Below are 22,853 nucleotides of genomic sequence, written 5' to 3'. Positions count from 1 at the left end.
ACCATTGTTATAGCTGGATAAAAAAACGTTATTAAATTTATTAATTGACTTGGGGGTAAACAGATGAAAATTCTTGATGCAATTTATAACAGCAAGAGTGATAGAAAGCTAATTAGCTTGCGGGAAATCACGACAGAAAAATATATGAAAAAATACAGAAAAAAAATTTTCTGTGCAACTAGGAATTGTCATGCCAGACTTTGTTTTGTAGCTAAATCAGGCAATAAGAATTACTTGAGAACCTGGAGAGAGAGTAAACATGCTAAAGAATGTCCATTTTTCTTCGATAAAGAAGAGTGGAGAACTGGTATCAGGAAATCAGGTACTGTCATCGGGATTGTATCTGGTGATCAAATAAAAAAGTCTCTAAAAGAGGCTTATGAAATGGAAAGTATAAGTGAAGAAGAAAGATGGAAGCAAGCAGAAGAGAAACGTCAATCCCTCACCAATAAAAGTAAGAAACCAAAAGTAAATGAAACGTCACAACAGTTGACCCTTACCATTGTTTCGGATCCCACTAAAATGACTGCAGAAGCTCAATCAACTAAAGGACGACTATACAAACGTGATGTCGATTCACTGAAAGAAACCGATGTAGGACAGACGAGAACAGTTACAGGAAGAATTCACAGTGTTGAAGTTTCTAATGGAAACCCTGCAATAAGGGTTATTAAAAATAACATCTTAATGAATGTGCATTTTGCAGATGCTTTTTTTGCACATGCAGAGCAATATTATGACATGTTTACATTCGTTGAACGCCTCAGAAAAGACATGGGCTCAGCTATAATAAATGCAACAGGTGAGGTTGGGAAGAGTAAGAAGAATGATGAATTTGAGCTAATCGTGTTTGATCGGGATGGTGTGTTGGTTGAAGGAATGTCATTGACTTCACTTGTATCCTATTATTCTACTGAGCAACTTTCCTTTTAAATCTTGCCTACAGGTTGACGAAGTGTCCCTCTAGGTTGACGTAAGCGCACAACAGGTTGTACAAAATCCTGAAATTGCATCTTCAGCAAAGAACTTTGATCGTGTGGGTTGGTCGGAGGGTAAAACGCTAGACGCAAATTGTAACGACTAAGAAACCATAGCTATTTTCAAGCGGCTTGTATTAATAAGTCTTAAACGATTGACAAGTGATAAAATACATGTTAAATTTATCTCAGGTTCAAGATAAATATATTAAAGATAAATATATTAAAGGTAAATTGAAAGAAGGGAAACGAATGGTATCAGCTAATAATAAATTAAAAGCAGTTACAGTCATGATTCGTGCCTCCCAAGCCGTTCAAGAAGTTCTGAAAAAGAATATAGCCTTACATGGTTTGAATCAAACCGAATTTGCTGTTTTGGAATTGTTATACCATAAAGGTGATCAACCGATACAAATTATCGGGAAGAAGATTCTTATTTCAAGTGGTAGTATCACGTATGTAATAGATAAGCTTGAGCAGAAGAATTATGCAATTCGCAAAGCTTGTCCAAGTGATCGTCGTGTGACTTTTGCTGCTATCACTAGTTCTGGGAAGGCGTTTATGGATGAACATTTTCCTCAGCATGAAGCGAAGATTGATGAAATCTTTGAACAGTTATCAGATGAGGATATTAATGACACGATTGAATTACTTAAACGGATTGGACTTCATGCAGCGACATTGTAAAATTTTTTTAATATAATATCTCGAATTTAAGATAATTTAATTAAGGGTAAATTAAAGGAGGAGAAATGATGAATCATTTAAAAGGAATTCACCATGTAACAGCTATCACAAGTAGCGCAGAGAAGAACTATGAATTTTTCACATATGTCCTAGGTATGCGATTAGTGAAGAAAACAGTCAACCAAGATGATATTAAAACCTATCATTTATTCTTTGCAGATGACAAAGGAAGCGCTGGAACGGATATGACGTTTTTTGATTTCCCAAACATTCCAAAAGGAAAGCATGGCACAAATGAGATTTCAAAAACATCATTCCGAGTGCCAACTGATGAAGCACTCGACTACTGGGTAAAACGTTTTGATCGCCTACAAATTGAACATACTGGTATTGAAGAACAGTTTGGTAAAAAGACATTATCATTCGTGGATTTTGACGACCAACAGTATCAAATGATTTCTGATGAGTTTAATGAAGGAGTCGCTTCTGGTACACCTTGGCAGAAAGGGCCGATTCCATTAGAGTTTGCAATCACAGGTTTAGGGCCGATTTTCATACGTATTGCGAATGTTAACTACTTTAAACAAATGTTAGAAAAAGTTCTACTGTTTAAAGAAATTGCTACTGAAGGAACATATCACTTATTTGAAGTTGGCGAAGGTGGCAACGGAGCACAGGTTATTGTCGAGCATAATGATTCATTGCCAGATGCTCAACAAGGATTCGGTACAGTTCACCACGTTGCCTTCCGTGTAGAAGACAGAGCGGTATTAGATGAGTGGACCGAAAGACTAGAATCCTTTAAGTTCCAAACATCTGGTTATGTGAATCGTCACTTCTTTGAATCACTTTATACACGTGTTACACCACAAATTCTATTTGAATTTGCGACGGATGGTCCAGGATTTATGGGCGACGAGCCATATGAAACTGTTGGTGAAAAGTTATCTTTACCACCATTTTTAGAACCAAACCGTGTCCAAATTGAAAAATTAGTTCGACCGATCGACACGGTAAGAAGCACAATAGATTTCGAGAAAAAATATGAATAACGAGGGATTATGATGGGTTTTATTAAAAATTTATTTGGTTTAAACAAAAATACACAACAAACAGGAGGAAATGACATGTTAAAAATCGGGATTGTTTTAGGTAGTACACGTGAAGGAAGAGTTAGTCCACAAGTAGGTGCATGGGTAAAAGAAATAGCAGATAAACGTGGAGACGCTGAGTACCAAATCATCGACATCGCAGATTTCAAATTACCACTATTAGGTGAAGCGGGAGGCGATGCTTCAGGAGCAGCGGCATGGTCAACACAAATTAATGGATGTGACGGATTCGTATTCATCGTTCAGGAATACAACCACTCAATCACTGGCGCACTAAAAAATGCTTTAGATTACTTACGTGTCGAGTGGAACAATAAAGCAGCTGGTATCGTATCATACGGTTCAGTAGGCGGAGCTCGTGCAACAGAACATTTACGAGGTATTTTAAGTGAATTATCTGTAGCGCATGTTCGCGTACATCCCGCGTTGTCACTATTCACTGACTTCGAAAATGGTTCAGTATTTAAACCAAAAGATGTGCAAGCAGATTCAGTAAACCAAATGTTGGACCAAGTAATTCCTTGGACAACAGCATTAAAAACAATACGTTAATCAATGTACACCAGACAATATGTGCACATGTGCATAAGCGCATATGCACATATTGTTGTTTTAATAAAAGGGTGAATGTTGGGCAAATGAATCAATGAGATTGCATCATTTGCGCAGCATTTACAAGTAACGTAGGCCAATGAAAAAATTAGTGAGTGGTAAGACTTGCAAATGAACCATAGGCATAGATGTTAGGTATACGTCCACTAGACTAATAAAGGAAGGATTTGAGAGAAATGATTTCAATTGATCCAAAGCAAAATAGTGAGCGGGAAAATTACAAACTACTAATTGGTTCTATCATTCCTAGACCCATAGCATTTGTCACGACCCAGTCAGCCGATGGTGTTTTAAATGGTGCACCGTTTAGTTACTTTAATATTGTTTCATCAAACCCGCCAATGATTTCTTTAGCGGTACAACGCCCAAATGGACGCATGAAAGATACGGCAAATAATATTTATGCTACTAGTGAATTTGTTGTGCATATCGTAGATGAGAAAAATGTGGCGCAGATTAATGAAACAGCAGCGAATTTACCAGCTAAGGAAAGTGAAATTGAATTGGCAAAGCTAACTGCTATTCAAAGTACACAAGTTTCGGTACCGGGAATTCTGGAGTCGAAAATTCGTATGGAGTGTAAGCTCGTACAAGCGATTCCCTTAGGAGGAGAAAGCGAGCCAAGTTGTGATTTATTCATCGGCGAAATTCTCCAATTTCATCTCGATAAAATGATTTACTCGGAAGGACGAATTGATCCAAGAGCTTTACAAGCAGTCAGTCGCTTGGCTGGGACGGATTATGCAACCATTGGTGACATTTTCTCAATTGATAGACCGGAATAGACGTAAAGATGTTTACAGAAAGCAATAACTTGTAAGGGAGAGTTAATTAATGAAACATATTTTTAAACAAGGTTCAGATTCTACAAAACCAGTCCTCTTGTTATTACATGGTACAGGCGGAAATGAACAAGATTTATTGCCTTTAGCAGGCATTGTCGATAAAGAAGCTTCTGTTTTATGCGTCCGAGGCAATGTATTAGAAAATGGGATGCCTCGATTCTTTAGAAGATTAGCAGAGGGTATATTTGATGAAGAGGATTTAATTTTCCGTACAACAGAACTAAATGAATTTTTAGATGAAGCAGCTACCAAGTATGAATTTAACCGCCAAAACATTATTGCTATTGGTTATTCAAATGGTGCTAATATTGCAGCAAGCCTTTTATTCCACTTCAAAGATTCAATAAAAGGAGCAATTTTACATCATCCAATGGTACCAAGACGAGGAATTACACTTCCTGACTTATCAGGCAAACATGTATTTATAGCGGCAGGGAAAAATGATCCCATTTGCTCACAACAAGAATCAGTGGATCTTCATCAATTGCTGGAAGGTGCAAATGCAACGGTTAAAGCACATTGGGAAAACCAAGGACACCAATTAACAATGAGTGAAGTCGAAGCGGCAACAAAATGGTACCAACAAATAGTAAGTAATTGAGGAGAAAAAAATGTATAAAAAAGAATTAGGAGCACTTATTGTGCGTGTAGTATTGGGTGTTATTTTTGCAGTACATGGTATCGTGAAATTTCAAGACGGCATTAGTAATACAGTTGGATGGTTTGAAAGCATTGGTTTACCAGGCTTCTTAGCTTATGGTGTAGCTAGTGTTGAAATAATTGGTGGACTTCTGTTGATCATAGGATTAGCAACACGCATTGTAGCAGGGGTATTTTTATTATTATTGGTAGGAGCAATTATAACAGTGAAACTTGCTGTTGGATTTGTGAATGGCTATGAATTTGATTTAGCACTAATGGCAATGGCAGCATTTTTAGCAATGGCTGGCAGTGAACTATTTGCGGTAGATAATCGTATTAACCCTATAGAAAATAAAATAGTTTAGAATAAACTGTACCCCGAATCTCGGACACTTTAAAATGTCCTTGTTTCGGGGTATTTCCATGTTTGCTCAATAATCTTCGAAATGAATGTACTAAACAGGTTCATTTTACCCTTTTTTAGAATATCCTTGTTTTACTAAATCCTTATGGTAGTATAATAATTGATTGACAATTATAACTATTCTAATATATTATTTAATCTACTACTGGGGGGATACATATGAGCAAAAAATTGATTATTGTTATTCTAATTGTTTTACCTTTTATATTTATGCTTGGCGCCATACCTTTTGTAAATCGAATTGAACCGATCATTCTTGGATTACCATTTCTTTATTTTTGGTTATTTTTAGGAATGATCCTTACTCCATTATGTACGTATATCATTTATCGAATACAGAAGTCAGAAGGGAGTATTGATTGATGCAAGGGAATTTAACAGCTTTATTAATTACAAGTTTCATTGTTTTATCAGTCGTACTAATTGGATTTATCGCTGGACGAGACAAATCAAGTAGAAGCTCTGTTGAAGAGTGGTCAGTTGGTGGCAGACGTTTTGGACCATTACTTGTATGGCTCTTAGTAGGTGCTGATTTATATACAGCTTATACATTCTTAGGATTAACGAGCACAGCGTTCGCAGCTGGTAGTATTGCGTTCTTTGCCATTCCATATACGATTATTGCGTTCTTTGTTTCTTATTTTTATCTACCTAAGTTATGGGAAGTTTCGAAAAAACATAAATTAACAACCCTTGCCGATTACGCAAAAGGCAGGTTTGATAGCAGATTTTTATCATTGCTTATCGCAATTGTTGGTGTATTTATGCTAATTCCTTATATTGATCTGCAATTAGCTGGTATTCAAGATACGTTAACCGTAGCTGGTACAGGCTATATTAATATCAAGTTTGTTGTTATTATATCTTTCCTATTAGTTGCACTATATACGTTCTTTAGCGGAATAAAAGGACCAGCCTATACAGCTGTAATTAAAGACATTTTAGTGTGGGTCATTATGTTATTCCTAGTGGTGTCCATTCCAATCATACATTTTGGAAGTTGGGGATCGATGATAAATAAAATCGTGGTAGAATCTCCGGAGCTATTAACCATCCCAACCACTGGTCCAAAAGGAATCCCATGGTTCCTCACAGCTTCATTAGTTTCAGGACTCGCATTATTTATGTGGGCTCATGCAGTAACTGGGGTATTCACAGCGAAAAATGCTGACGTACTTCGAAAAAATGCAATCTATCTACCATTTTATAATATCGTATTGATTCTTGTTGTCTTCCTAGGGTTTGCTGCATATATTGTTTTGCCAGAAGGAAGCGATCCACGATTTGCATTACTACATCTAATTCAAATGTCTTACGGTGGAGTCGTACAAGGATTAGCCTATTCTACCATTGCACTTGCTTCACTAATCCCTTGTTCAATCATGGCAATTGGTGCGTCGAATCTATTTGCGAATAATATTTACCGTGATTTCATCGATCCGAATGTAAAACCTGCAAAATTAACGATGATTACACGTTCAATGGTATTTGTCGTTATTGGACTAGCATTAATCTTTGGAATGCTTTTCCCAACAGCACTTGTATCTCTTCAACTTCTAGGTGTATCTGGAATGGTTCAAATATTCCCAGCAATCGTCTTTAGTTTGTTCTGGAGAAACCAGACAAAAGAAGCGACAATCATCGGATTACTTGTCGGTCTTACTGTGACCTTTACCGTGTACGCTACAGGAAATTCATTCGGTATTTATGAAGGTTTCTGGGGATTGCTAGCTAACATTCTAGCTCTATTTATTCTAAATCCTTTATTCGTTAAGAAAGCAAAAAATAAAACTAACCCAATAATGGACCAATTGTTTACTAAACAACCAGTCTCAGATAAAAAAATATAAGATCAGTAGGAAGAAACGAGCAGTGATTAGTCACTGTTCGTTTTTTTCGAAAGATAAGTAGAAAGTATAAACTTTGAGAATACAGTGAACCCAAGATAAAAAAGCTGATTTGTTAAGGACATCCCCCTTTGCTGGATGTCCCCTTTTTTTGCTAAACGCGAATAGACGACAGAGAACCGCTTATAGTCGACAAAATTCCGCTCATAGACGACAAAAATGCGCGCATAGACGACACGAAACCGCTCGTAGGAAGTCTATGTTACGAATTTTGCAGAAGCGCTAGCATATAAGATTCCTTACATGGGTCAATCCACCGATACAGCTGGAATAAAGTGCGTGATTCCAGTGTGCCTCTCCCGTTTTAGTAATTATAATGCTGTGGATTAGGTGGATTTTGATAGTATTGCTGATTATATTGTTGAGTTGCATAGCTTTGGTTGTCGTAATGATTTATATATGGATGCTCATATGAAATGCTTTCATTTGCTTCGTCACAGCCCTTAGGAGGACCAATATATGTTGATGGCTGAACGGGAGCGACTGCTTTTTTCCATACATTTTCATCAATACAATAGGTGTGCGCCATGATATTCGCAGGTGTAAATTTCAAAATATCTGAACCCAGAATTACCTCAGGTGTTGGAGCATTAAAAATAGCCAGTATATGTGTGTGATCGACAGTAGCAATTTCGTAATGCCACCAACCTTGGGGGACGTTTGCTACCTGTCCGGGTGTAATCGGATAATTTTGAAGTTGTTTTGTAAAAGGGTTCAGTATTGAAACAATAACAGCTCCAGAAATACAATAAACTAACTCTGCAGCATTTTGGTGGTAATGGGGCTCAACAACATTACTAGCACTAAGAAAAATATCAAGTAATGATACATTATCTAGTGTGTTTAATTGGTTGATGCCTAGCACATTAATAAAGTTTTGATTATCTTTCTTGAAAAGTGTACTTTTATTTACATCAAAAGTGTACTGCGTTGTTGGTAAAGTGTAATCCATAGATGATGAACTCATAATTACTTCCTTTCTTAATCATTTCAAATGTGCATGGTTAGAACATTTTATACAGGATATGTATGATTTTGATTTAAGGATGAGCCATTTTATCTTTTTTCTTATGAGTAATGGAAATTTACACTTAGAAATTAATACAACTAAAAATCCGAAATCTGCATCAGCCTAGCGAAGTGACAAAATCTCATCGTTCAGCTTTTTCAAAGCAATCAGGAAACAAACATTATCGATTTAGTTGTAAAAAAGGGACATTTAGATGTAAAAAATCACGTATCTAGTTATAAAATTTAATTAATGGAAACTATAACGAAAGGTTAGGCTGCATTGATATCAATCACAAAAATAGTTACTCAATCCGGAATGCCTCGCATAAATGAAATAGAAGAACTACTAAAATTCTGCGGAAATGTGTCAAAGATGAGCAGTGACTAAGTCGCTGCTTGTTTTTTTCGTAAGATAAGCAGAAGTTATAAACTTGAGACTACAGCGAACCCAGTGATCATGGTAGTTTTTTAGTTTCGCGAATAGAAGCGACCAAACCGCGCATAGTCGACAAAGAACCGCTGATAGTCGACAAAAATTCGCGCATAGACGACACGAATGCGCGCATAGACATGCAATTCAATGAAACCGCTCGCGAATAATATTTATTCACTTAATTAAACATAGTAATTTCTTTTTTGGACAACCTTATAAGAAAGATAAAGTTGTCTGAGGTGATGTTTATGATAATTGAAAAGTCGTCTGAGTGGAAAGAAGGCTTTATAGAACGATTGGAGAATCGTGAAGCTTGGGATAATTGGACATTATACAATATGAGTTACGAAGTAGTGAAAAACAGCTTGATTACTGATTTTGCTGGTCTTCAATCGCCTAAATATCTACCCAATCTGACACCTCTTCAACATCAATTGGAAGTGGCACAGACGGTTATTGAAAGAATGAATGGTAAAGCAATTCTTGCAGACGAAGTAGGACTCGGTAAAACGATTGAAGCTGGTTTGATTTTGAAAGAGTACCTAATCAGAGGCCTTGTGAAAAAAGCGTTAATTTTGGTCCCAGCTTCTTTAGTCAATCAATGGATTGAAGAACTGAACCAAAAATTTTATATTCCAGCCATGCAATATAAAAAGAATTACGATTTAAACACTTGTAATATCGTCGTCATGAGTATGGATATGGCAAAAAGAAGTCCACACAAAGAAAACATATATGAACAAAATTATGATTTAATCATCATTGATGAAGCACATAAATTAAAAAATCATAAAACTAAAAACTACGAGTTTGTTCAAAATTTAAAGAAAAAGTTTTGTCTATTGTTAACTGCAACGCCCATTCAAAACGATGTGTTTGAATTGTTTTATCTCATTTCCTTACTTAAACCGGGTCACCTTGGAAACTACGAGACGTTTCAATCTGCGTTTTCCGCTAGTAAACACAATGTGGAACACGACGACTTTTTAAAAGAACTGGTGAATCAAGTTATGGTGAGAAATAGAAGGCAGGATACAGGTATTGAGTGGACAAAACGTCGCGTTCAAACTATTCCCATCCATTTTACACAAGAAGAAAAAGAAATCTACGAAATGATTCTAGAACTTAAAAATATTTCTCCTGTTTTTTCGGGTGCCTTCTCCATGATCACTCTACAAAAAGAAATGTGTAGTAGCAAAGAAGCTACGTATATGACCTTAAATAAAATGCGACAAAAATGCACCGATCCACAAGAGATTGATTATGTTGAAGGAATTATTCAAAAGCTGATGGTACTCGAAGTAAACTCGAAAGCGGAAAAGGCTTATGAAATTATTTCCGAGGCAAATGATAAGGTCATCATCTTTACCGAATACCGAGCTAGTCAAGCTTATTTGCAGTGGTACTTATATACAAAAGGAATCACAAGCGTCCTCTTTAACGGGAAATTCAAGAAAAACAAACGAGACTGGATGAAGCAATTATTTAAGGATCAAGCGCAAGTCCTCATTGCGACAGAATCCGGAGGCGAAGGAATTAACTTGCAATTTTGTCACCATGTCATAAACTATGATTTACCTTGGAATCCCATGAAGTTAGAACAACGAATTGGACGTGTCCACCGGTTAGGACAAGAACATGACGTTCATATATACAATCTAGCTATTCACAATACCATCGAAGAAGATATATTGGATCTGCTCTATGTGAAACTTGATGTCTTTGAAAAAGTAGTGGGTGACTTAGACGATATTTTATCATCATTCAAAAAAACCATTTGAGATAAAAGTGGCAGCTCATTCTAGGGAGGATGTACATTGTATCCACAACAAATTCATGGTTATTTAGAAAAGTTTTTCACAGAAAACAATTGCGATATTATTATTGGTAATGACCATTATATGACCGTGCAATTAACGATTGATATGGATAAAAAAATTATGAACCGGCCATTCTATTGGAAATACTTAGAAAATATAGATGGCGTGCCAAACCCAGCAAAACTAACCTTCATCACCGATCAAAATCAGCTAGAAGAAGAGATTAAAGGGGAAGTTGTCCATTTTGGTTCCCCTCGGCTCAATCAATTGTTTCAAACAACTAAAAAGCTTGGTTCTTATGTGCAAATGTATGAAAGGGTATTAGATAATCCCAAAACTAAAACCATTTTAACCCCTTGGTTAGGCGTGAATTATAAAGTATCGTATTACAGCGATCAAACGAAAGAGATGTTTCATTCTTTAGGCATAAACTTAATTACAGGGAATATGATAGACAGTTTTCAGGAATGGATAAGTGGCGTGGATTTGGATTCAACCATGTCAAAAGATGCGTTTAATATAACGTATATAATAAAGCCCCTTCGTGCCCTGGAACGGTTAGATGGGGCAATCGAAAATATCATACAACGAGATGATCACACATGGGCTGACGAAGCAAAAATGAGATGGAAAAAGGATCGAGAAGTATTAGAATACTTCTACGAAGGGGTAGAAAACAAGCCAGAATGCTACGATATGGAAAAAGAAGCAATGGACCAACAATACGAAGCAAGAATTAAAATTGAAATCATAAATGGTGGATTGTTTTATTTGAAATGAAATGGCTTCCTTGTTCAATCATAGCAATTGGTGTTTTCAAATCTCTTTGCGAATAATATTTACCGTGATTTTATTGATCCAAAAGTAACTCTTGCAAAATTAACGATGATTACTCGTTCAATGGTATTTGTCGTTATTGGACTAGCATTAATCTTCGGCATTATTTTCCCAACAGCACTAGTTTCTCTTCAACTTCTAGGAGTATCTGGTATGGTTCAAATGTTCCCAGCCGTGGTCTTTAGTATGTTCTAGAGAAACCAAAACCAATTGAAGCAACCATAATTGGATTGCTTGTTGGGCTTTCTGTAACATTTGCTGTGTACGCAACAGGAAATTCATTCGGGATTTATGAAGGGTTCTGGGGACTGACGGCAAACATCATCGCGTAGATTGTCCTATATTCGTTAATAAGGCAAAAAATAAATCCAATCCAATCATGGATCAACTATTTACTAAACAATAAGAGGAGGGAAGTGACTTGGTCACTTTCCTCCTTTGTCATCCTTTCGCTTTTAGCAGTTTTCACAATATTCGTCTTTTTTGCTATCTTTTCGATTGCTGAAAATTTTCTTGAACAGTTCAAACAGAGTCAATTTTGCATTGTTTTTATCTATTTGACGATAAGAAGACTGTTGTTGGATTCGGAGATCTATCTCCATTTTTTTCGCTTCGATTATTTTCTGCATTTCAAAATGATTAATCATGTACTCACCCTTTTCTAAAGTATTTTTTCTTGCAAATATGATCAGTTTATTAAATGTCCATTTAAAGAAAACTGTATTTCAATTTTGACCACATTCAATAGTTATATGCTCGGTAGATAAAAGATGACACTAAAAACACCTTTTTTATTGGTGAAAATAAATCAGTCAATAAATGGTCGATTACCCTAAAAAGTAAGAAGACATTCGTGAACTTAGATAAATCAACAAAAAAGAGACATTCAATTAGAGGTTAATTGAACGTCTCTTTCATCTTTTAGGTTGAATCATACTCGTCAGTACGATTCCTAGTTCTCAATGGTCTTAATACTTCCAGAGTTAAGTAGTATGTCTTGCTGGGCGTGGCCAGATAAAGTAGCTCAATGTGATGAGCAAATCAAGGCCGAGTACAAGCGCCCATACGCGAAGAATTTGTTGGAAAGCTTCCGTTCTTTCGGCATCTCCAACCCATATTGTTAAAACAAACAATAAACCAGCGCCGATCATAAAGGCGAAAAGATGTCTTAGCCAATTGAGGAAATCTTGTTTAGCAAAAGCCATTCCCGTCTTTTTGGCGGGCTTTTCCCTCGTTTTGAGGATATAAAAACAAAACTGATCATCAGCCCAGCGAATCATCGATTTACCGTAAGCGATGGAAACGCCGATGTAGATAGCGGCAATTCCGTGGGCCATCGTGGCAGTCGAACCCTTGTATAAGTCGTAACCTGTCAATCCAAGTAAAGCTAAATCAACCAAAGGTGTCATTGCTAATAGGGCAAAACCGAGTTTTTCTCTTTTTCCTATATATCGAGCGGCAAGACCACTGACAATGAAGACCCAAAATAAAATTTCACAGATGACAATAGCCCAAGCAATTCCATTCATGTGTGCACCTCCATTTTTTATTTAGTACGTTTGTATTAATTAAAATATACCACCGTGTTTTATTTAATACAAGTGTTCTATTTAGATTGTATGCTTGTATATTAGTCGCTATAATGAACCTATGCCAAAACAAGTGAATCACGAAGAACGCAGACAAATTATTGCAGAAGCCACGTGGGAATTGATTATGAAGAAAGGGATTGAAGGGACAACTGTCCGATCGATTGCCGAGGAAGCCAATCTGTCGTTAGGCTCTTTGCGCCATTATTTTTCTTCTCAGGAAGAACTGTTGAGTTATTCGATGGAGCTGGTGAAAGAAAGAGTGACGGAACGGCTTGAGAAGAAGTTTGCACAAGACATGCCTATGGATGAGTTGCTTGTTCATTTCTTTTTGGAAATTATTCCTTTGGATGACCAGTCCCGCCTCGAAATGACGGTTTGGTTCCACTTCATCGCCAATGTCCAGTTCCGCCATAAATTCGAGGGGGATGATGGGATTTTGCAGGCACTCCAGCAACTCCTCCCTGTGCTTGAAGCAAACGGAAGATTGAAACCGGGAATTGATTTCCAGGAAGAAATCGAAACATTGTATGCGCTGGTAGATGGACTGGCCATTCATTGTCTGTTTGCACCGGAACGTCTGACGAAAGAACGAATCGTTCCAATTATCGTCAAGCACGTTAATCGCCTCCTTATACACCCATTGAACAGTTCCCGATTTTTGTAATGTGAATGAAAATAGAAGCACCGCCAATCGACTGTCAATCCGATTGGCGGTGCTTTCTTATATTCGCATAGAAGTTTTTGCCATCGGGAAATAGCTTTATGGGGCAATGGAAAATCATGACATAATCGACTGGAAACAGGTAGGGGTTTGAGAGATAAACCAAAACCCGGCCATCAATCCTTTCTCGCTAGCCAAGATATGGTTAGTCATATCTTCATATTTCACGTGAATTTTTCATTTGTGTTTTAAAATCGTTTTACATGACTGTCCCTTAACTGAGGCGTTATTGAAACGTTAGGGAGGGTAGAAGCTCCAAGTGGGTTAAGAAAAAAGTGCTTAAATCATGATTGGATTGCAATACAAAAGACGAGCTGTGACTTAGTCACAGCTCGTCTTTCTTTAGGTTGTGGAGCAGTAAGTTTTGCGGTCCTAAGCGACCCGGAAACCATTAAGGATACAATTCAATATCCGTATTGTTTTTCTCATTTCTCACACGAAGTGCGACATCAGGTCGGTCTGTAAAAATGCCGTTTACGTCATAGTTCATAAGACTACGCATTGTTTCTTCATCATTGACGGTATAAGGATGAACAAGCAAGTTTTCGCTGTGCATCTTATCGATGAATTTACGATTAATCGCTTCAACATTTACGCCAACGCCTGATGCATATTCGGTCAGTTCTTTAAGTTCTTTTTTAGAAAGATGCGCTTTTTTGCCGAAGGTATATAGTTTAATTAAGGGAATGGATGGCTCCATAGCAAATATTTCTTGCAAGCTTTTTGTGTTAAAGGACTGGATAATCACTTTTGGAATGGGGTCAACTCTATTAAGAAGTTGATGTTCCTGTAGCTGTCGTAACAGTTCTTCTTCAATACCCGGATACACTTTTGGCGATTTTATTTCAATGTAGTAATTGACTCTGTCCCCGAAGTAATTAAGAATCTCCGACAAATCAACAATACGTAACTCAAGAAAATTCGGTAACGTATATGATAAATGGTTTTTATCGAACTCTTTGCCAGGTGAGAGAAGTTGAATTTCGTCAAACGTGACATCAGCCACAGCTTGTTGAGCATTATGTAGCGTGACTACCGAGTCGTGTAAAGCAACAAGTTTTCCATCTTTGGTCATTTGTAAATCAATTTCAATATAGTCCGCACCCATTAGAACAGCCATTTCATAAGCAGCCAGAGTGTGCCCTGCTGCATAAGCTGAAGCGCCACGATGACCTATGATCAGAAAACCATTTTCTGGCAAAGGAGTTGGTGGAATAGTTTGAGGTTGTGGTTTTGATTGTTGTGGGGTACACCCACAAATGAATAAAAGGATTATCAAAAACTTCATTATTTTCATGTAATTCCTCCAACGATGGAATGCAAAATCATTAGTCTAACAAATTATATGATAGATAAGTTGATGTTATTTCCGATACTTTCGTAAGGCTCCTACTTACAAAACGGATTGCCTCTAATAGTCGCCGAATCAATATTCAGAAATTTATGTTTATATCCATTTTATAAGGGGTAAAATTCAATAAGAACGCAAGACATATTCTAAACACATTAAAGGAGGAACATGAACATGGCAGATTATAAAAAGGCATTACTAGCTAGTGGTATTGTTGGCGGATTACTATTTGGTGGTTTAGCAGGTTGTGGCGATGGAGTGGACCAAGATAATGGTATTGATGACGGCGAAGAAAATGACGATATAGATGATGCAAACAAGAATAAAGAAAGCGATGAGTAAGTAGGAAAAAGGAGCAAATTGCTCCTTTTTTCTTGGCTAAAAAATGTGAAATATCAATCCCTTATTGATGTGGAAAAAATTGGTTGATCAAATAAATGCCGATTTCTGTGACCATTTCCTCTCCCAAACGTCTATTATATAATGCACCGATAAAGGGAGTGAGAAGATGAAGAAATTATTTATAACAATTGTGATTTTAGGAGCAATTGGTTATGGTATTTATTATTTTGGAACTAATGTCGCCTCGGATAAACTTCTAGATTCAGCTTCAACTGAACTTGAGAATAGTGGACAAATAAATGACTTAAAGGCCTATATAGAAAGTGATCCAGAATTATCAAGGATGATTAAAGAAGCGGAGTCCGCAGATGAAAGCACTTTGCCATTTACATCTAAAGGAGAAGCTACACGTGTCCTTATCAAAAAGGTGGGCATCACCAAACTCCAAGAAGTTCAGTCACAAGTTCAAAATGGAACAGCATCTAAAGATGAAGTATTACAGGTTCTGAATGAGAAACTAACAGATGAAGAAATGTTGGCGTTACAAGTCATTGCCTATAAAGAAATTTATAAGAAGTAGGTAATAAATTAATATAAGAAAAAGGCGGCTGAATTTACTTCTTCAGCGGTCTTTTTGTGTTTCCCCTATTTTACATTTAATCAAAAAGAACAGCGGTTCACTCCTATGGAATGCGTTAATTAAGGTAACTTGCAGTCTATTTCACTAAAGGTGCAATACGATCGATTCGATTTGTCCATATTCCACCAGAATAATTTGTGGGTAATCTTTTAAAATCTTCTTCTGAATCAAACCCTTCTGACCAATTACCATCACCTGCAACTAAAATAACCCTTGTATCGACCGCATCCATTCGATTCGAAAGTTTATCGGGCCAACCCCAAATCCAAGGAGCATATTTTTCAGGGATATGCACTTCGGTATGTTTACACTCCTCAGGCATCACTCCAGTCCAGCCAATGCCAATATAGGGTAGTAGGCAGCTTTTTAACGTTTCCATCGACATGACGCGTAAATTTGGCAAACGATTCTTTAAGGTGGCGATTGGTTGATCACCACCATAGACGGTTAGTTGCTCTAGTCGATCATTTGAAAGCGTCGAAAGGAAATCAGCCAGTTGCTCTCCCTCTTTCGGGTCATCGCTTTTGATATGAATCAAAAATAATTGATCTGGAAACTGGCTTAATGCTTCGTTCAGTGAAGGCATGAGACCTATACCTTTTCCACGGAAGGGAAATGTTTTCCCATTATCAGCTGTATAACCATAGCCAATATCAATTTTTTTCAGTTCATCCATTGTGTAATCGACTATCATTCCTTTGACGTTTGTTCGACAATCGAGTATCCAGTCATGAAATACTGCGAATTGAGGTTTATCTGATGGAATTTTTGGTGAGCGATTGCTCAGTTGGAAAATATAAGCGCCAAGTTGGAAAAATGGGGAGCCAAGTTGGAAAAAATGAATACCAAGTTGGAATCGATGCAGCCTGGTCGAAGTGTCCGCCTATAAACGATATTTCGGCTGAAGCTGCACCATCTTCAAATGACCTTAAAAGCTTAGTTGTAAAAATTACGACTTAAGTAGTAATAGTGAAATATTAAAGACAGGATGTCACCAACAGAAAAGGCTCTTGGCTGGAGCCAAAAGCAGTAATAAAGCTTTTAAAAGAATAGAGAGCAATTTCAGCCGCAACTCTCGGTGTAAGGAGGCGACGATTCATTATTTCCCAAAACTGACAAAAAAGTTTGTGGATGAGTGGTCGATTTGAAGGCGGCAATCCTTTACAATAGGAAGATATGGTTTTGGACGGGTTAGGAGTTGTAAGGCAGTGAATGTGGTGAAAAGTACAGATGTGACGCGGTGTAATTTGTCCGTGAGCAGCCGGTTTAGGAAAAGTAAACCGAAAATGGCAGATGAATTAACGAGCTTGTTGAATGTGTCGCCTATTCTTGATGTTCATATGGAACGTCTAACAGATGGTCAGGCGAATCAACGACGAGTCTCTTTATATATAGAATCAGAAGTAGTCTCAGGCACCCCAGTAATGGAGTGCGAATGGATTGGAAACGGACTTGAAGTCGCTCATTTCTATGTGACCAAGAAGCGTTTGCAATTAGGAAATAATCGACATATGCAGTTGAAAATGTCGTTTGATCGGAAGGGTTTAGTGTCAACGGAAATGACGCTCTCACTTTACAGAATCATTCAGTCTTTACCGATAGCATCCGATCGATCGGAGTACATAAAGAAGCGGATTTCCGGTTGGGAATCGTATTTGCGTGTGATGGAACGAAATGCAGATGTAGAAAGACTTGAAATTGGGATTCGGAACGCTCGGACAAGTCCGGATTTTCGTAAAGTAACGTTTGAGCTACAAAAGCTGCCGAACGGTTTTGATAAGTATTATAAAAAATCAGCGGTTAAATTGGTTGAGACGAACCAAAGCCTTGGGAATGTCGTGCAAGTCCAAATGGGCAAGCGAACAATCGATGTGGAACTCAGTAAGGATCTTCAAGAAAAAGCGAGAGAAGGAAAATGGAGAGTTCCGGTTAACGGCAAGCTCGCTTTCGATAATGTAGCAGAAATGGCGCAAATCAATCGTCTTAAAGATGGATTTAAACGTCTCGAAAACGGCTGGGCTGTCAATCCCAATCTAGAAAAACTCCTTTTTGAGAAACGTCCGACAGTGCGAAAAGGGAAAGTCCCAGAAGATTTAGCGTTTAAGCAAAATCTCAATGATTTTCAACGACAAGCAGTAGAAGGTGCGATTGCTGCACAAGATTTGTATGTCATTCAAGGTCCTCCTGGAACGGGGAAGACCACGGTTATTTCTGAAATTTGCTATCAACATGCGAAGATGGGGTTAAAAACGCTAGTTGCGTCACAATCAAATTTGGCGGTAGATAATGCACTCGGGAAACTGCTGACAGATCAAGACATTCGGATTTTACGAATTGGTCGTAGCGAGAGTATCGAGGAAGAGGGGCAACGTTTTGTTGAAGAAAAAGTCGCTCTTTACTGGAAACAGCAGACACTATCTTCAATTCAAACACATGTAAGTCAGTTCGAAAAAGAGGGACAGGACCTACTTGTTTCTATTAAAGAAACGGAAAAAACAGTAGAAAATTTGAAAACTGAAATAGCGGAATTGGAATCGCAGAAAATCGAAAAGATTCAAGCGAAAGAAAAGCTAAGTAAGCTTAAGCTCGATTTGACTACTAGTCAGTCTCACGTTCAAGAATTGAATCGTAAAAAAGCCCAAGTCGATTTTCATTTTGACATGGGCAAGGATTTATTTGAAGATGCACAAAGTCGGTATGAGAGATTACAAGGCCAAGTATCTCTCTTTTCAGAATCCGGTGAATTTGCAAAGCTACAAACTCGACTTCAAGATGAGATCCGAGAACTTCAGAAACAGTTGACGTTTGCACAAACGGAAACATCTCTACAACAAAGTAGAACCGATCATCAACAAATAGCGGATAAGCTAAAGACCTTCTCAGCTAAGCACATGATTTTGCAAAACATAACCAAGCAAATCCCAAGCATTAAAAAAATAACAGACCTTCAAGCCTTGATTGGCAATGAACCATGGACACGCGCTTCGGAAATCCGCTCGATTATACATCACATGGACCGATTGCGTTTGAACTATCAAGCTGCTAACCAAACGGGAGGCAAACTTTCCGAAGTAGATGTTACTTTGAATAAAGCCATTGTCTATGCGGAACAGCAGCTGAATGCGCATCAATATAACATGAAGATGTTAGCAAAGAAAATCTCGATGCTCCCAACATTAGAAGGGTCTAAACTAGAGGCACCTTATGTGAACAAAGTGGTGGATGCATTTCGGGAGTATGCAAAAAAAATGAACGGGTTCCGTGAACCTTTAAATCAAGCTGATCGACAAAAACTATCTACTATTTATGAACATATGATGGTTCTAAAAGTGTCGAGATCAGAGGTATCAAAAAGGCGCGATGCACAAGAAAAAGGCAATGAGCAAATAAAGGACGAAATTAAAACTACTTTTGAAAAGTTGAAAGATGTTGTTGGACAAGCATTGGTGAAATATCAGCAAGAAATAGATGCCGAGATTTCTTTATTAACCCCACAACTTAAGGAACTAGACGATGTGATTTCTTCTTTTGAAAAGACTCTTGGCGAAATGTCTGCTATTAAAGATGGGTTAACATCTATGGTTGAAGTGGAAAAGGTTTTAGCAGAAAAAGAGCTTGAACTTGAGCAGATGGGGACAGAAGAAAGCTACGTGGAAGGTTTAGTTCAAGCAACTTCCGTGCAGCAAGCAGTTGTGCAAAAACGAACGCACGAAATGACCCAATTCCAGAATACGATTGATGATATCAAGCAAAAGATTGCTGATGAACAGATGAAACAAACGGCTTTCGTTAAGGAAGTGGCTGATTTAGAAGTAATCGCCCAAATCGACGTGGAAGCTTTATTAATCAAAGTTAAATCGACGCATGAACAAACCTCTTTGCAATTAAATGAGTTAAAGAGAAAAGAAACCTTCCTGAGTGTATCGAACGACATTCGTTTGGAATGGCAAGAAATGCTTGGTGAATCAACGGCTTACGATTTAGACGAAATTAAGAAGTTGTATATCCAGTACGCGAATGTGATTGGTGTAACATGTTCGATTTCAGCCAGTAAAGATTTTGTGAACCAGTATCCCGATTTTGACGTAGTCATAATTGATGAGGTATCAAAAGCGACGCCACCTGAATTATTACTGCCGATGTTAAAAGGGAAGAAAATCATTTTGGTGGGCGACCATCATCAATTGCCTCCTTTAGTTGGGCAGGATACGATGGATGAATTGTTGGAGGATATGGAAGATCCAGCAGAAAAAGCCGAATTGAAATCAATCTTGAAAGAATCGATTTTTGAACGTTTGTTTAAAGATTTACCTGACGACAGCAAGACGACGCTTCGTATTCAATATCGAATGCATGAACACATCATGGAAACGATTAATCCTTTTTACCGTGAGAAAAATTATGGACTCGAGTGCGGTCTAGTTAATTCAAATAAAGACCGAGACCACTTGCTTGACGGGAAATTGTTCAAACGGGGGCAACATATTTTGTGGTATGACATGCCGAATGAGCGAGGCTTCTTAGAGGAGCGGGAACAACATAGCCGAAGCTTTTTCAATGCAGCGGAGCTGAAGAAAACCCGTGAATTGTTGCTCGATTTGAACCAGGCTACAGCAATGGCGAAACAAGAAGGTCGCTTGGACGCAAATGTGAAGAAAAAAGTGGGCATCATCAGTTTTTACGGGGAACAAGTGAAGAAAGTAAATCGCTTGCTCAGTCAAGAACTGGACCTGCCACATCTACATTGCAGAACGGGTACTGTCGACAAATTCCAGGGGATGGAGATGGACGTTATTATCTTGAGCTTCGTACGTAATCATCTTCAGCCTGACGGAAACATTGGTTTCTTGAAAGATTACCGACGATTGAACGTTGCACTCTCTAGAGCTCGTGAACTTCTGATGATTGTCGGAAGCGTGGATATGTTTACACAAAAAGCACACGGTGAATCACAAAAAGCCATGTTCCACCACGTTTTAAAAGTAGTGAAGCAACACGAAGGACTGAAAGAATTGGAAACAAGCGTAAGTAGGAGGTAATGGTTTGAGCAAGAATCTGCAAATCGAGAAAGAGATGTCTCGAATATCTGCCATGTTGCTAGAGCAATCCCATTTGCGTTTACTTGGCAGCGACAGTTGGGCTTTTCCTCTTCAACAAGCAGAAATTCAGATGAAAACGGTTGTTAGGAGTCAAATGGACGTCCTGATGAAAATGATTCTGAAGATATTAGACAGATTGGAAGTAAAAGAGCCGAACGAAATCAGTGAGTTATTGGCGGTTGAAACCATTTTTGTCGACCATATGCTAGAGTTGATGATGCAAAATAACATGGTTGAGAAAATAGATACTATCTATCGACTAACCACTAGTGGTTCTATGCATTTAACCAAAGGTACATTTGCGCATGATCCGATGGATGAAGATATGGAAATCGCTTATAGCTCCTATCATAATGAATCACTAAAACGTGATCACGGTTTTAAAATAGTAGATGAGGACGAAAGTGTACCGGATTTTCGTTTTAAAGAAGTGGCCGAAATGATGGATGTCACTCAACTGGACGATTCAAAGATTAGACAGATGATACAGGACTCAGACTATGAATTTTTAGTTGAGAATGGTCAGAAATTGATCGAAGAAATTTGTTCCGTTGAACTAAAGGAAAACTTGCGAGCGGTGTGCCTAGAATTCCATTTACACGACCGCACGGAAGACACTGTGTTTATAAGAGTTTGGAATACATGGACGGGCAAATTTGATCCATTATTTGAAAACGAACTCAATCAGAAAGATGCCACTAGATTGCGGAAGTTGTATATCGGTTAGGTGATATAGTTACGCATGAATGAATAAGTTGAAAAAATCCCCCCACCAATCGGTCATCAACCTGATTGGTGGGGGGATTTGTGTAAAGAAATATATTTATCTTTGTTTTTGAAGTATCGGTCTTAATCTAAAACCGAACAATCCAGCGAGTACTGCGAGAATGAGATCTTTTGGCAAGGGAACGGCCATCCAAGCCCAAGCCATTTTGTATGAAAAGCCTTCTGGTGCTGCAAACCAAAGCTTATAAGCAGCGTACATCCAGTTAGTACCGAAAAGGTAGTTAAATGCAGTTCCAGCTAATGCGGCTACTACAAATCCAACTTTTGTTGGGAATTTTTCAACAATGAAACCAGCTATGTAAGCGACAAATATAAAGGAAAGAATAAAGCCGAAAGTAGGGCTTATGATTGTATCTAAACCTCCAGAAAAGTTAGCGAAGACAGGTAATCCAGCTAAACCAATCAATGCATATACAAGCATGGCGATTGCACCAGTACGTTTTCCTAATAGGAGACCCGCTAGTATAGCAAAGAATGTTTGGAGTGTAATCGGTACACCACCGATGATTAGAAATGAAGAAATATTGGCGCCAATCATCATTAATGCGGCAAACATCGCGGTTTGTACCAATAGTAACGTACGTGAATAGTTTGCAGTTGTTGTTGCTGTAGAACTAGTCATGTGAACCCTCCAAAAACTCAATATAGCAACAGTATAAAAGAAAATGAATTTATACGTCAACGTAATTTTTTTTTCAGTTTACACAAGTGTGTATCGAAAGATTTGATAAAGAATAATATCTATTGAATTTTAATTAGGTAATAAACTTTAATATATTAACTAATATTTGGATAAAGTTGAAGTATAAGTTAGTATTGTTAAAAAGGGGGTTGAAGTAATGAATCGTGAAGAAATTCCATCTTAGATTTTGTCTTTAGATAAAGAGTCCCTTGAATTTATTAGGAAATTCATTTTAAATTCTTGTTCTCTAAAAAATAGGTCTGCCGTGTAAAAGGATAAAAGAAAGAGCTAGAGAAAATAGAGTTACATGACATATAAAGAATTTAGAGGGGT

General features: G+C 37.7%; 22 protein-coding genes and 3 pseudogenes. 19 read left to right on the top strand and 6 right to left on the bottom strand.

Features of this window, described 5'->3' with window-relative positions; translation table 11 throughout:
* The first annotated feature begins 63 nt into the window (after window positions 1-63).
* From C8K15_RS11360 to C8K15_RS11320, 9 genes are all read left to right on the top strand, one after another.
* Window positions 64-933, top strand: a complete 870-nt coding sequence (locus C8K15_RS11360) for a hypothetical protein (protein WP_108586526.1) — start codon at window positions 64-66, stop codon at window positions 931-933.
* A 296-nt stretch (window positions 934-1,229) separates the two neighbouring features.
* Window positions 1,230-1,664, top strand: a complete 435-nt coding sequence (locus C8K15_RS11355; protein ID WP_108586554.1) for a MarR family winged helix-turn-helix transcriptional regulator — start codon at window positions 1,230-1,232, stop codon at window positions 1,662-1,664.
* A 68-nt stretch (window positions 1,665-1,732) separates the two neighbouring features.
* Complete coding sequence (locus C8K15_RS11350; RefSeq protein ID WP_108586525.1) at window positions 1,733-2,716, top strand: ring-cleaving dioxygenase; 984 nt, start codon at window positions 1,733-1,735, stop codon at window positions 2,714-2,716.
* A 12-nt stretch (window positions 2,717-2,728) separates the two neighbouring features.
* The gene (locus tag C8K15_RS11345) at window positions 2,729-3,328 is read left to right on the top strand and encodes an NADPH-dependent FMN reductase (RefSeq protein WP_108586524.1); all 600 of its coding nucleotides are present in this window, start codon (window positions 2,729-2,731) and stop codon (window positions 3,326-3,328) included.
* A gap of 236 nt (window positions 3,329-3,564) precedes the next feature.
* Window positions 3,565-4,173, top strand: a complete 609-nt coding sequence (locus tag C8K15_RS11340) for a flavin reductase family protein (protein WP_108586523.1) — start codon at window positions 3,565-3,567, stop codon at window positions 4,171-4,173.
* Window positions 4,174-4,222: 49 nt separating this feature from the next.
* On the top strand, window positions 4,223-4,834 hold the full coding sequence (locus tag C8K15_RS11335; RefSeq protein WP_108586522.1) for an alpha/beta hydrolase: 612 nt from the start codon (window positions 4,223-4,225) through the stop codon (window positions 4,832-4,834).
* Between the two features lie 10 nt (window positions 4,835-4,844).
* Entirely contained in the window at window positions 4,845-5,240 is a 396-nt protein-coding gene (locus C8K15_RS11330) for a DoxX family protein (RefSeq protein ID WP_108586521.1), read from the top strand.
* A 218-nt stretch (window positions 5,241-5,458) separates the two neighbouring features.
* A complete protein-coding gene (locus C8K15_RS11325) occupies window positions 5,459-5,662 on the top strand; it encodes a DUF3311 domain-containing protein (RefSeq protein ID WP_108586520.1) in 204 nt (67 codons plus the stop codon).
* Window positions 5,662-7,149, top strand: a complete 1,488-nt coding sequence (locus tag C8K15_RS11320; RefSeq protein ID WP_108586519.1) for a sodium:solute symporter family protein — start codon at window positions 5,662-5,664, stop codon at window positions 7,147-7,149. Before C8K15_RS11325 ends, C8K15_RS11320 begins: the two co-directional genes overlap by 1 nt.
* Window positions 7,150-7,510: 361 nt before the next feature.
* On the opposite strand, the gene C8K15_RS11315 is transcribed toward C8K15_RS11320, so the two are convergent.
* The gene (locus tag C8K15_RS11315) at window positions 7,511-8,173 is read right to left on the bottom strand and encodes a cupin domain-containing protein (RefSeq protein ID WP_199224100.1); all 663 of its coding nucleotides are present in this window, start codon (window positions 8,171-8,173) and stop codon (window positions 7,511-7,513) included.
* Between the two features lie 725 nt (window positions 8,174-8,898).
* Between C8K15_RS11315 and C8K15_RS11310 the strand changes: the two genes are divergently transcribed.
* The 3 genes and pseudogenes from C8K15_RS11310 to C8K15_RS11300 all read left to right on the top strand — a co-directional run.
* Window positions 8,899-10,431 (top strand): DEAD/DEAH box helicase, encoded by a 1,533-nt coding sequence (locus C8K15_RS11310; RefSeq protein WP_199224099.1) that lies wholly within the window; start codon window positions 8,899-8,901, stop codon window positions 10,429-10,431.
* A gap of 36 nt (window positions 10,432-10,467) precedes the next feature.
* Window positions 10,468-11,250, top strand: coding sequence for a YqhG family protein (locus C8K15_RS11305; RefSeq protein WP_108586517.1), 783 nt, complete (start codon window positions 10,468-10,470; stop codon window positions 11,248-11,250).
* Window positions 11,251-11,255: 5 nt separating this feature from the next.
* Window positions 11,256-11,713 (top strand): annotated as a pseudogene (locus C8K15_RS11300) (sodium:solute symporter family protein); the annotation flags it as partial.
* A 49-nt stretch (window positions 11,714-11,762) separates the two neighbouring features.
* Here C8K15_RS11300 and C8K15_RS11295 read toward each other — a convergent pair.
* Window positions 11,763-11,936 (bottom strand): hypothetical protein, encoded by a 174-nt coding sequence (locus C8K15_RS11295; RefSeq protein ID WP_158268303.1) that lies wholly within the window; start codon window positions 11,934-11,936, stop codon window positions 11,763-11,765.
* A gap of 354 nt (window positions 11,937-12,290) precedes the next feature.
* Window positions 12,291-12,836, bottom strand: a complete 546-nt coding sequence (locus C8K15_RS11290) for a hypothetical protein (RefSeq protein WP_108586515.1) — start codon at window positions 12,834-12,836, stop codon at window positions 12,291-12,293.
* A gap of 121 nt (window positions 12,837-12,957) precedes the next feature.
* Here C8K15_RS11290 and C8K15_RS11285 point away from each other — a divergent pair, with 121 nt between their 5' ends.
* A complete protein-coding gene (locus C8K15_RS11285) occupies window positions 12,958-13,563 on the top strand; it encodes a TetR/AcrR family transcriptional regulator (RefSeq protein ID WP_108586552.1) in 606 nt (201 codons plus the stop codon).
* A 448-nt stretch (window positions 13,564-14,011) separates the two neighbouring features.
* Here C8K15_RS11285 and C8K15_RS11280 read toward each other — a convergent pair whose 3' ends face one another.
* Window positions 14,012-14,917: a glycerophosphodiester phosphodiesterase family protein gene (locus C8K15_RS11280; RefSeq protein WP_108586514.1), complete on the bottom strand. Its 906-nt coding sequence runs from the start codon at window positions 14,915-14,917 to the stop codon at window positions 14,012-14,014.
* A 228-nt stretch (window positions 14,918-15,145) separates the two neighbouring features.
* Between C8K15_RS11280 and C8K15_RS20310 the strand changes: the two genes are divergently transcribed.
* The gene (locus tag C8K15_RS20310; protein WP_233260453.1) at window positions 15,146-15,313 is read left to right on the top strand and encodes a hypothetical protein; all 168 of its coding nucleotides are present in this window, start codon (window positions 15,146-15,148) and stop codon (window positions 15,311-15,313) included.
* 166 nt (window positions 15,314-15,479) lie between these two features.
* Window positions 15,480-15,893 carry a hypothetical protein gene (locus C8K15_RS11275; protein ID WP_108586513.1) on the top strand — a complete coding sequence of 138 codons (414 nt, stop codon included), beginning with the start codon at window positions 15,480-15,482 and terminating at the stop codon, window positions 15,891-15,893.
* A 136-nt stretch (window positions 15,894-16,029) separates the two neighbouring features.
* On the opposite strand, the pseudogene C8K15_RS11270 reads toward C8K15_RS11275, so the two are convergent.
* Window positions 16,030-16,767: pseudogene (locus C8K15_RS11270) on the bottom strand (PI-PLC domain-containing protein); the annotation flags it as partial.
* On the opposite strand from C8K15_RS11270, the gene C8K15_RS11265 reads away from it, so the two are divergent.
* The 3 genes from C8K15_RS11265 (at window position 16,713) to C8K15_RS11255 (ending at window position 21,779) form a co-directional block, all read left to right on the top strand.
* Entirely contained in the window at window positions 16,713-16,913 is a 201-nt protein-coding gene (locus tag C8K15_RS11265) for a hypothetical protein (RefSeq protein ID WP_108586512.1), read from the top strand. The pseudogene C8K15_RS11270 and the gene C8K15_RS11265 sit on opposite strands and share 55 nt — an antisense overlap.
* A gap of 326 nt (window positions 16,914-17,239) precedes the next feature.
* Window positions 17,240-20,992, top strand: a complete 3,753-nt coding sequence (locus C8K15_RS11260; RefSeq protein ID WP_108586511.1) for an AAA domain-containing protein — start codon at window positions 17,240-17,242, stop codon at window positions 20,990-20,992.
* A gap of 4 nt (window positions 20,993-20,996) precedes the next feature.
* Entirely contained in the window at window positions 20,997-21,779 is a 783-nt protein-coding gene (locus C8K15_RS11255) for a hypothetical protein (RefSeq protein ID WP_108586510.1), read from the top strand.
* A gap of 96 nt (window positions 21,780-21,875) precedes the next feature.
* Here the strand turns inward: C8K15_RS11255 and C8K15_RS11250 are convergent, their stop codons facing one another.
* A complete protein-coding gene (locus tag C8K15_RS11250; RefSeq protein WP_108586509.1) occupies window positions 21,876-22,460 on the bottom strand; it encodes a biotin transporter BioY in 585 nt (194 codons plus the stop codon).
* Between the two features lie 244 nt (window positions 22,461-22,704).
* Here C8K15_RS11250 and C8K15_RS21495 point away from each other — a divergent pair.
* Window positions 22,705-22,782 (top strand): annotated as a pseudogene (locus tag C8K15_RS21495) (DUF2089 family protein); the annotation flags it as partial.
* Window positions 22,783-22,853 lie beyond the last annotated feature (71 nt).

The sequence above is a fragment of the Paenisporosarcina sp. OV554 genome (genome assembly GCF_003058165.1).
Taxonomy (GTDB): domain Bacteria; phylum Bacillota; class Bacilli; order Bacillales_A; family Planococcaceae; genus Paenisporosarcina.
This window is presented reverse-complemented; position numbering and strand designations above follow the sequence as displayed.

Bases quoted from the DNA above. Each gene is read 5' to 3' on its own strand.
- C8K15_RS11335 (WP_108586522.1), top strand. From the start codon at position 4,223: ATGAAACATATTTTTAAACAAGGTTCAGATTCTACAAAACCAGTCCTC.
- C8K15_RS11285 (WP_108586552.1), top strand. From the start codon at position 12,958: ATGCCAAAACAAGTGAATCACGAAGAACGCAGACAAATTATTGCAGAA.
- C8K15_RS11330 (WP_108586521.1), top strand. From the start codon at position 4,845: ATGTATAAAAAAGAATTAGGAGCACTTATTGTGCGTGTAGTATTGGGT.
- C8K15_RS11355 (WP_108586554.1), top strand. From the start codon at position 1,230: ATGGTATCAGCTAATAATAAATTAAAAGCAGTTACAGTCATGATTCGT.
- C8K15_RS11320 (WP_108586519.1), top strand. From the start codon at position 5,662: ATGCAAGGGAATTTAACAGCTTTATTAATTACAAGTTTCATTGTTTTA.
- C8K15_RS11265 (WP_108586512.1), top strand. From the start codon at position 16,713: ATGGAATTTTTGGTGAGCGATTGCTCAGTTGGAAAATATAAGCGCCAA.
- C8K15_RS11290 (WP_108586515.1), bottom strand. From the start codon at position 12,836: ATGAATGGAATTGCTTGGGCTATTGTCATCTGTGAAATTTTATTTTGG.
- C8K15_RS11260 (WP_108586511.1), top strand. From the start codon at position 17,240: ATGGCAGATGAATTAACGAGCTTGTTGAATGTGTCGCCTATTCTTGAT.
- C8K15_RS11340 (WP_108586523.1), top strand. From the start codon at position 3,565: ATGATTTCAATTGATCCAAAGCAAAATAGTGAGCGGGAAAATTACAAA.
- C8K15_RS11275 (WP_108586513.1), top strand. From the start codon at position 15,480: ATGAAGAAATTATTTATAACAATTGTGATTTTAGGAGCAATTGGTTAT.
- C8K15_RS11315 (WP_199224100.1), bottom strand. From the start codon at position 8,173: ATGAGTTCATCATCTATGGATTACACTTTACCAACAACGCAGTACACT.
- C8K15_RS11360 (WP_108586526.1), top strand. From the start codon at position 64: ATGAAAATTCTTGATGCAATTTATAACAGCAAGAGTGATAGAAAGCTA.
- C8K15_RS11325 (WP_108586520.1), top strand. From the start codon at position 5,459: ATGAGCAAAAAATTGATTATTGTTATTCTAATTGTTTTACCTTTTATA.
- C8K15_RS11280 (WP_108586514.1), bottom strand. From the start codon at position 14,917: ATGAAAATAATGAAGTTTTTGATAATCCTTTTATTCATTTGTGGGTGT.
- C8K15_RS11250 (WP_108586509.1), bottom strand. From the start codon at position 22,460: ATGACTAGTTCTACAGCAACAACAACTGCAAACTATTCACGTACGTTA.
- C8K15_RS20310 (WP_233260453.1), top strand. From the start codon at position 15,146: ATGGCAGATTATAAAAAGGCATTACTAGCTAGTGGTATTGTTGGCGGA.
- C8K15_RS11345 (WP_108586524.1), top strand. From the start codon at position 2,729: ATGGGTTTTATTAAAAATTTATTTGGTTTAAACAAAAATACACAACAA.
- C8K15_RS11295 (WP_158268303.1), bottom strand. From the start codon at position 11,936: ATGCAGAAAATAATCGAAGCGAAAAAAATGGAGATAGATCTCCGAATC.
- C8K15_RS11350 (WP_108586525.1), top strand. From the start codon at position 1,733: ATGAATCATTTAAAAGGAATTCACCATGTAACAGCTATCACAAGTAGC.
- C8K15_RS11310 (WP_199224099.1), top strand. From the start codon at position 8,899: ATGATAATTGAAAAGTCGTCTGAGTGGAAAGAAGGCTTTATAGAACGA.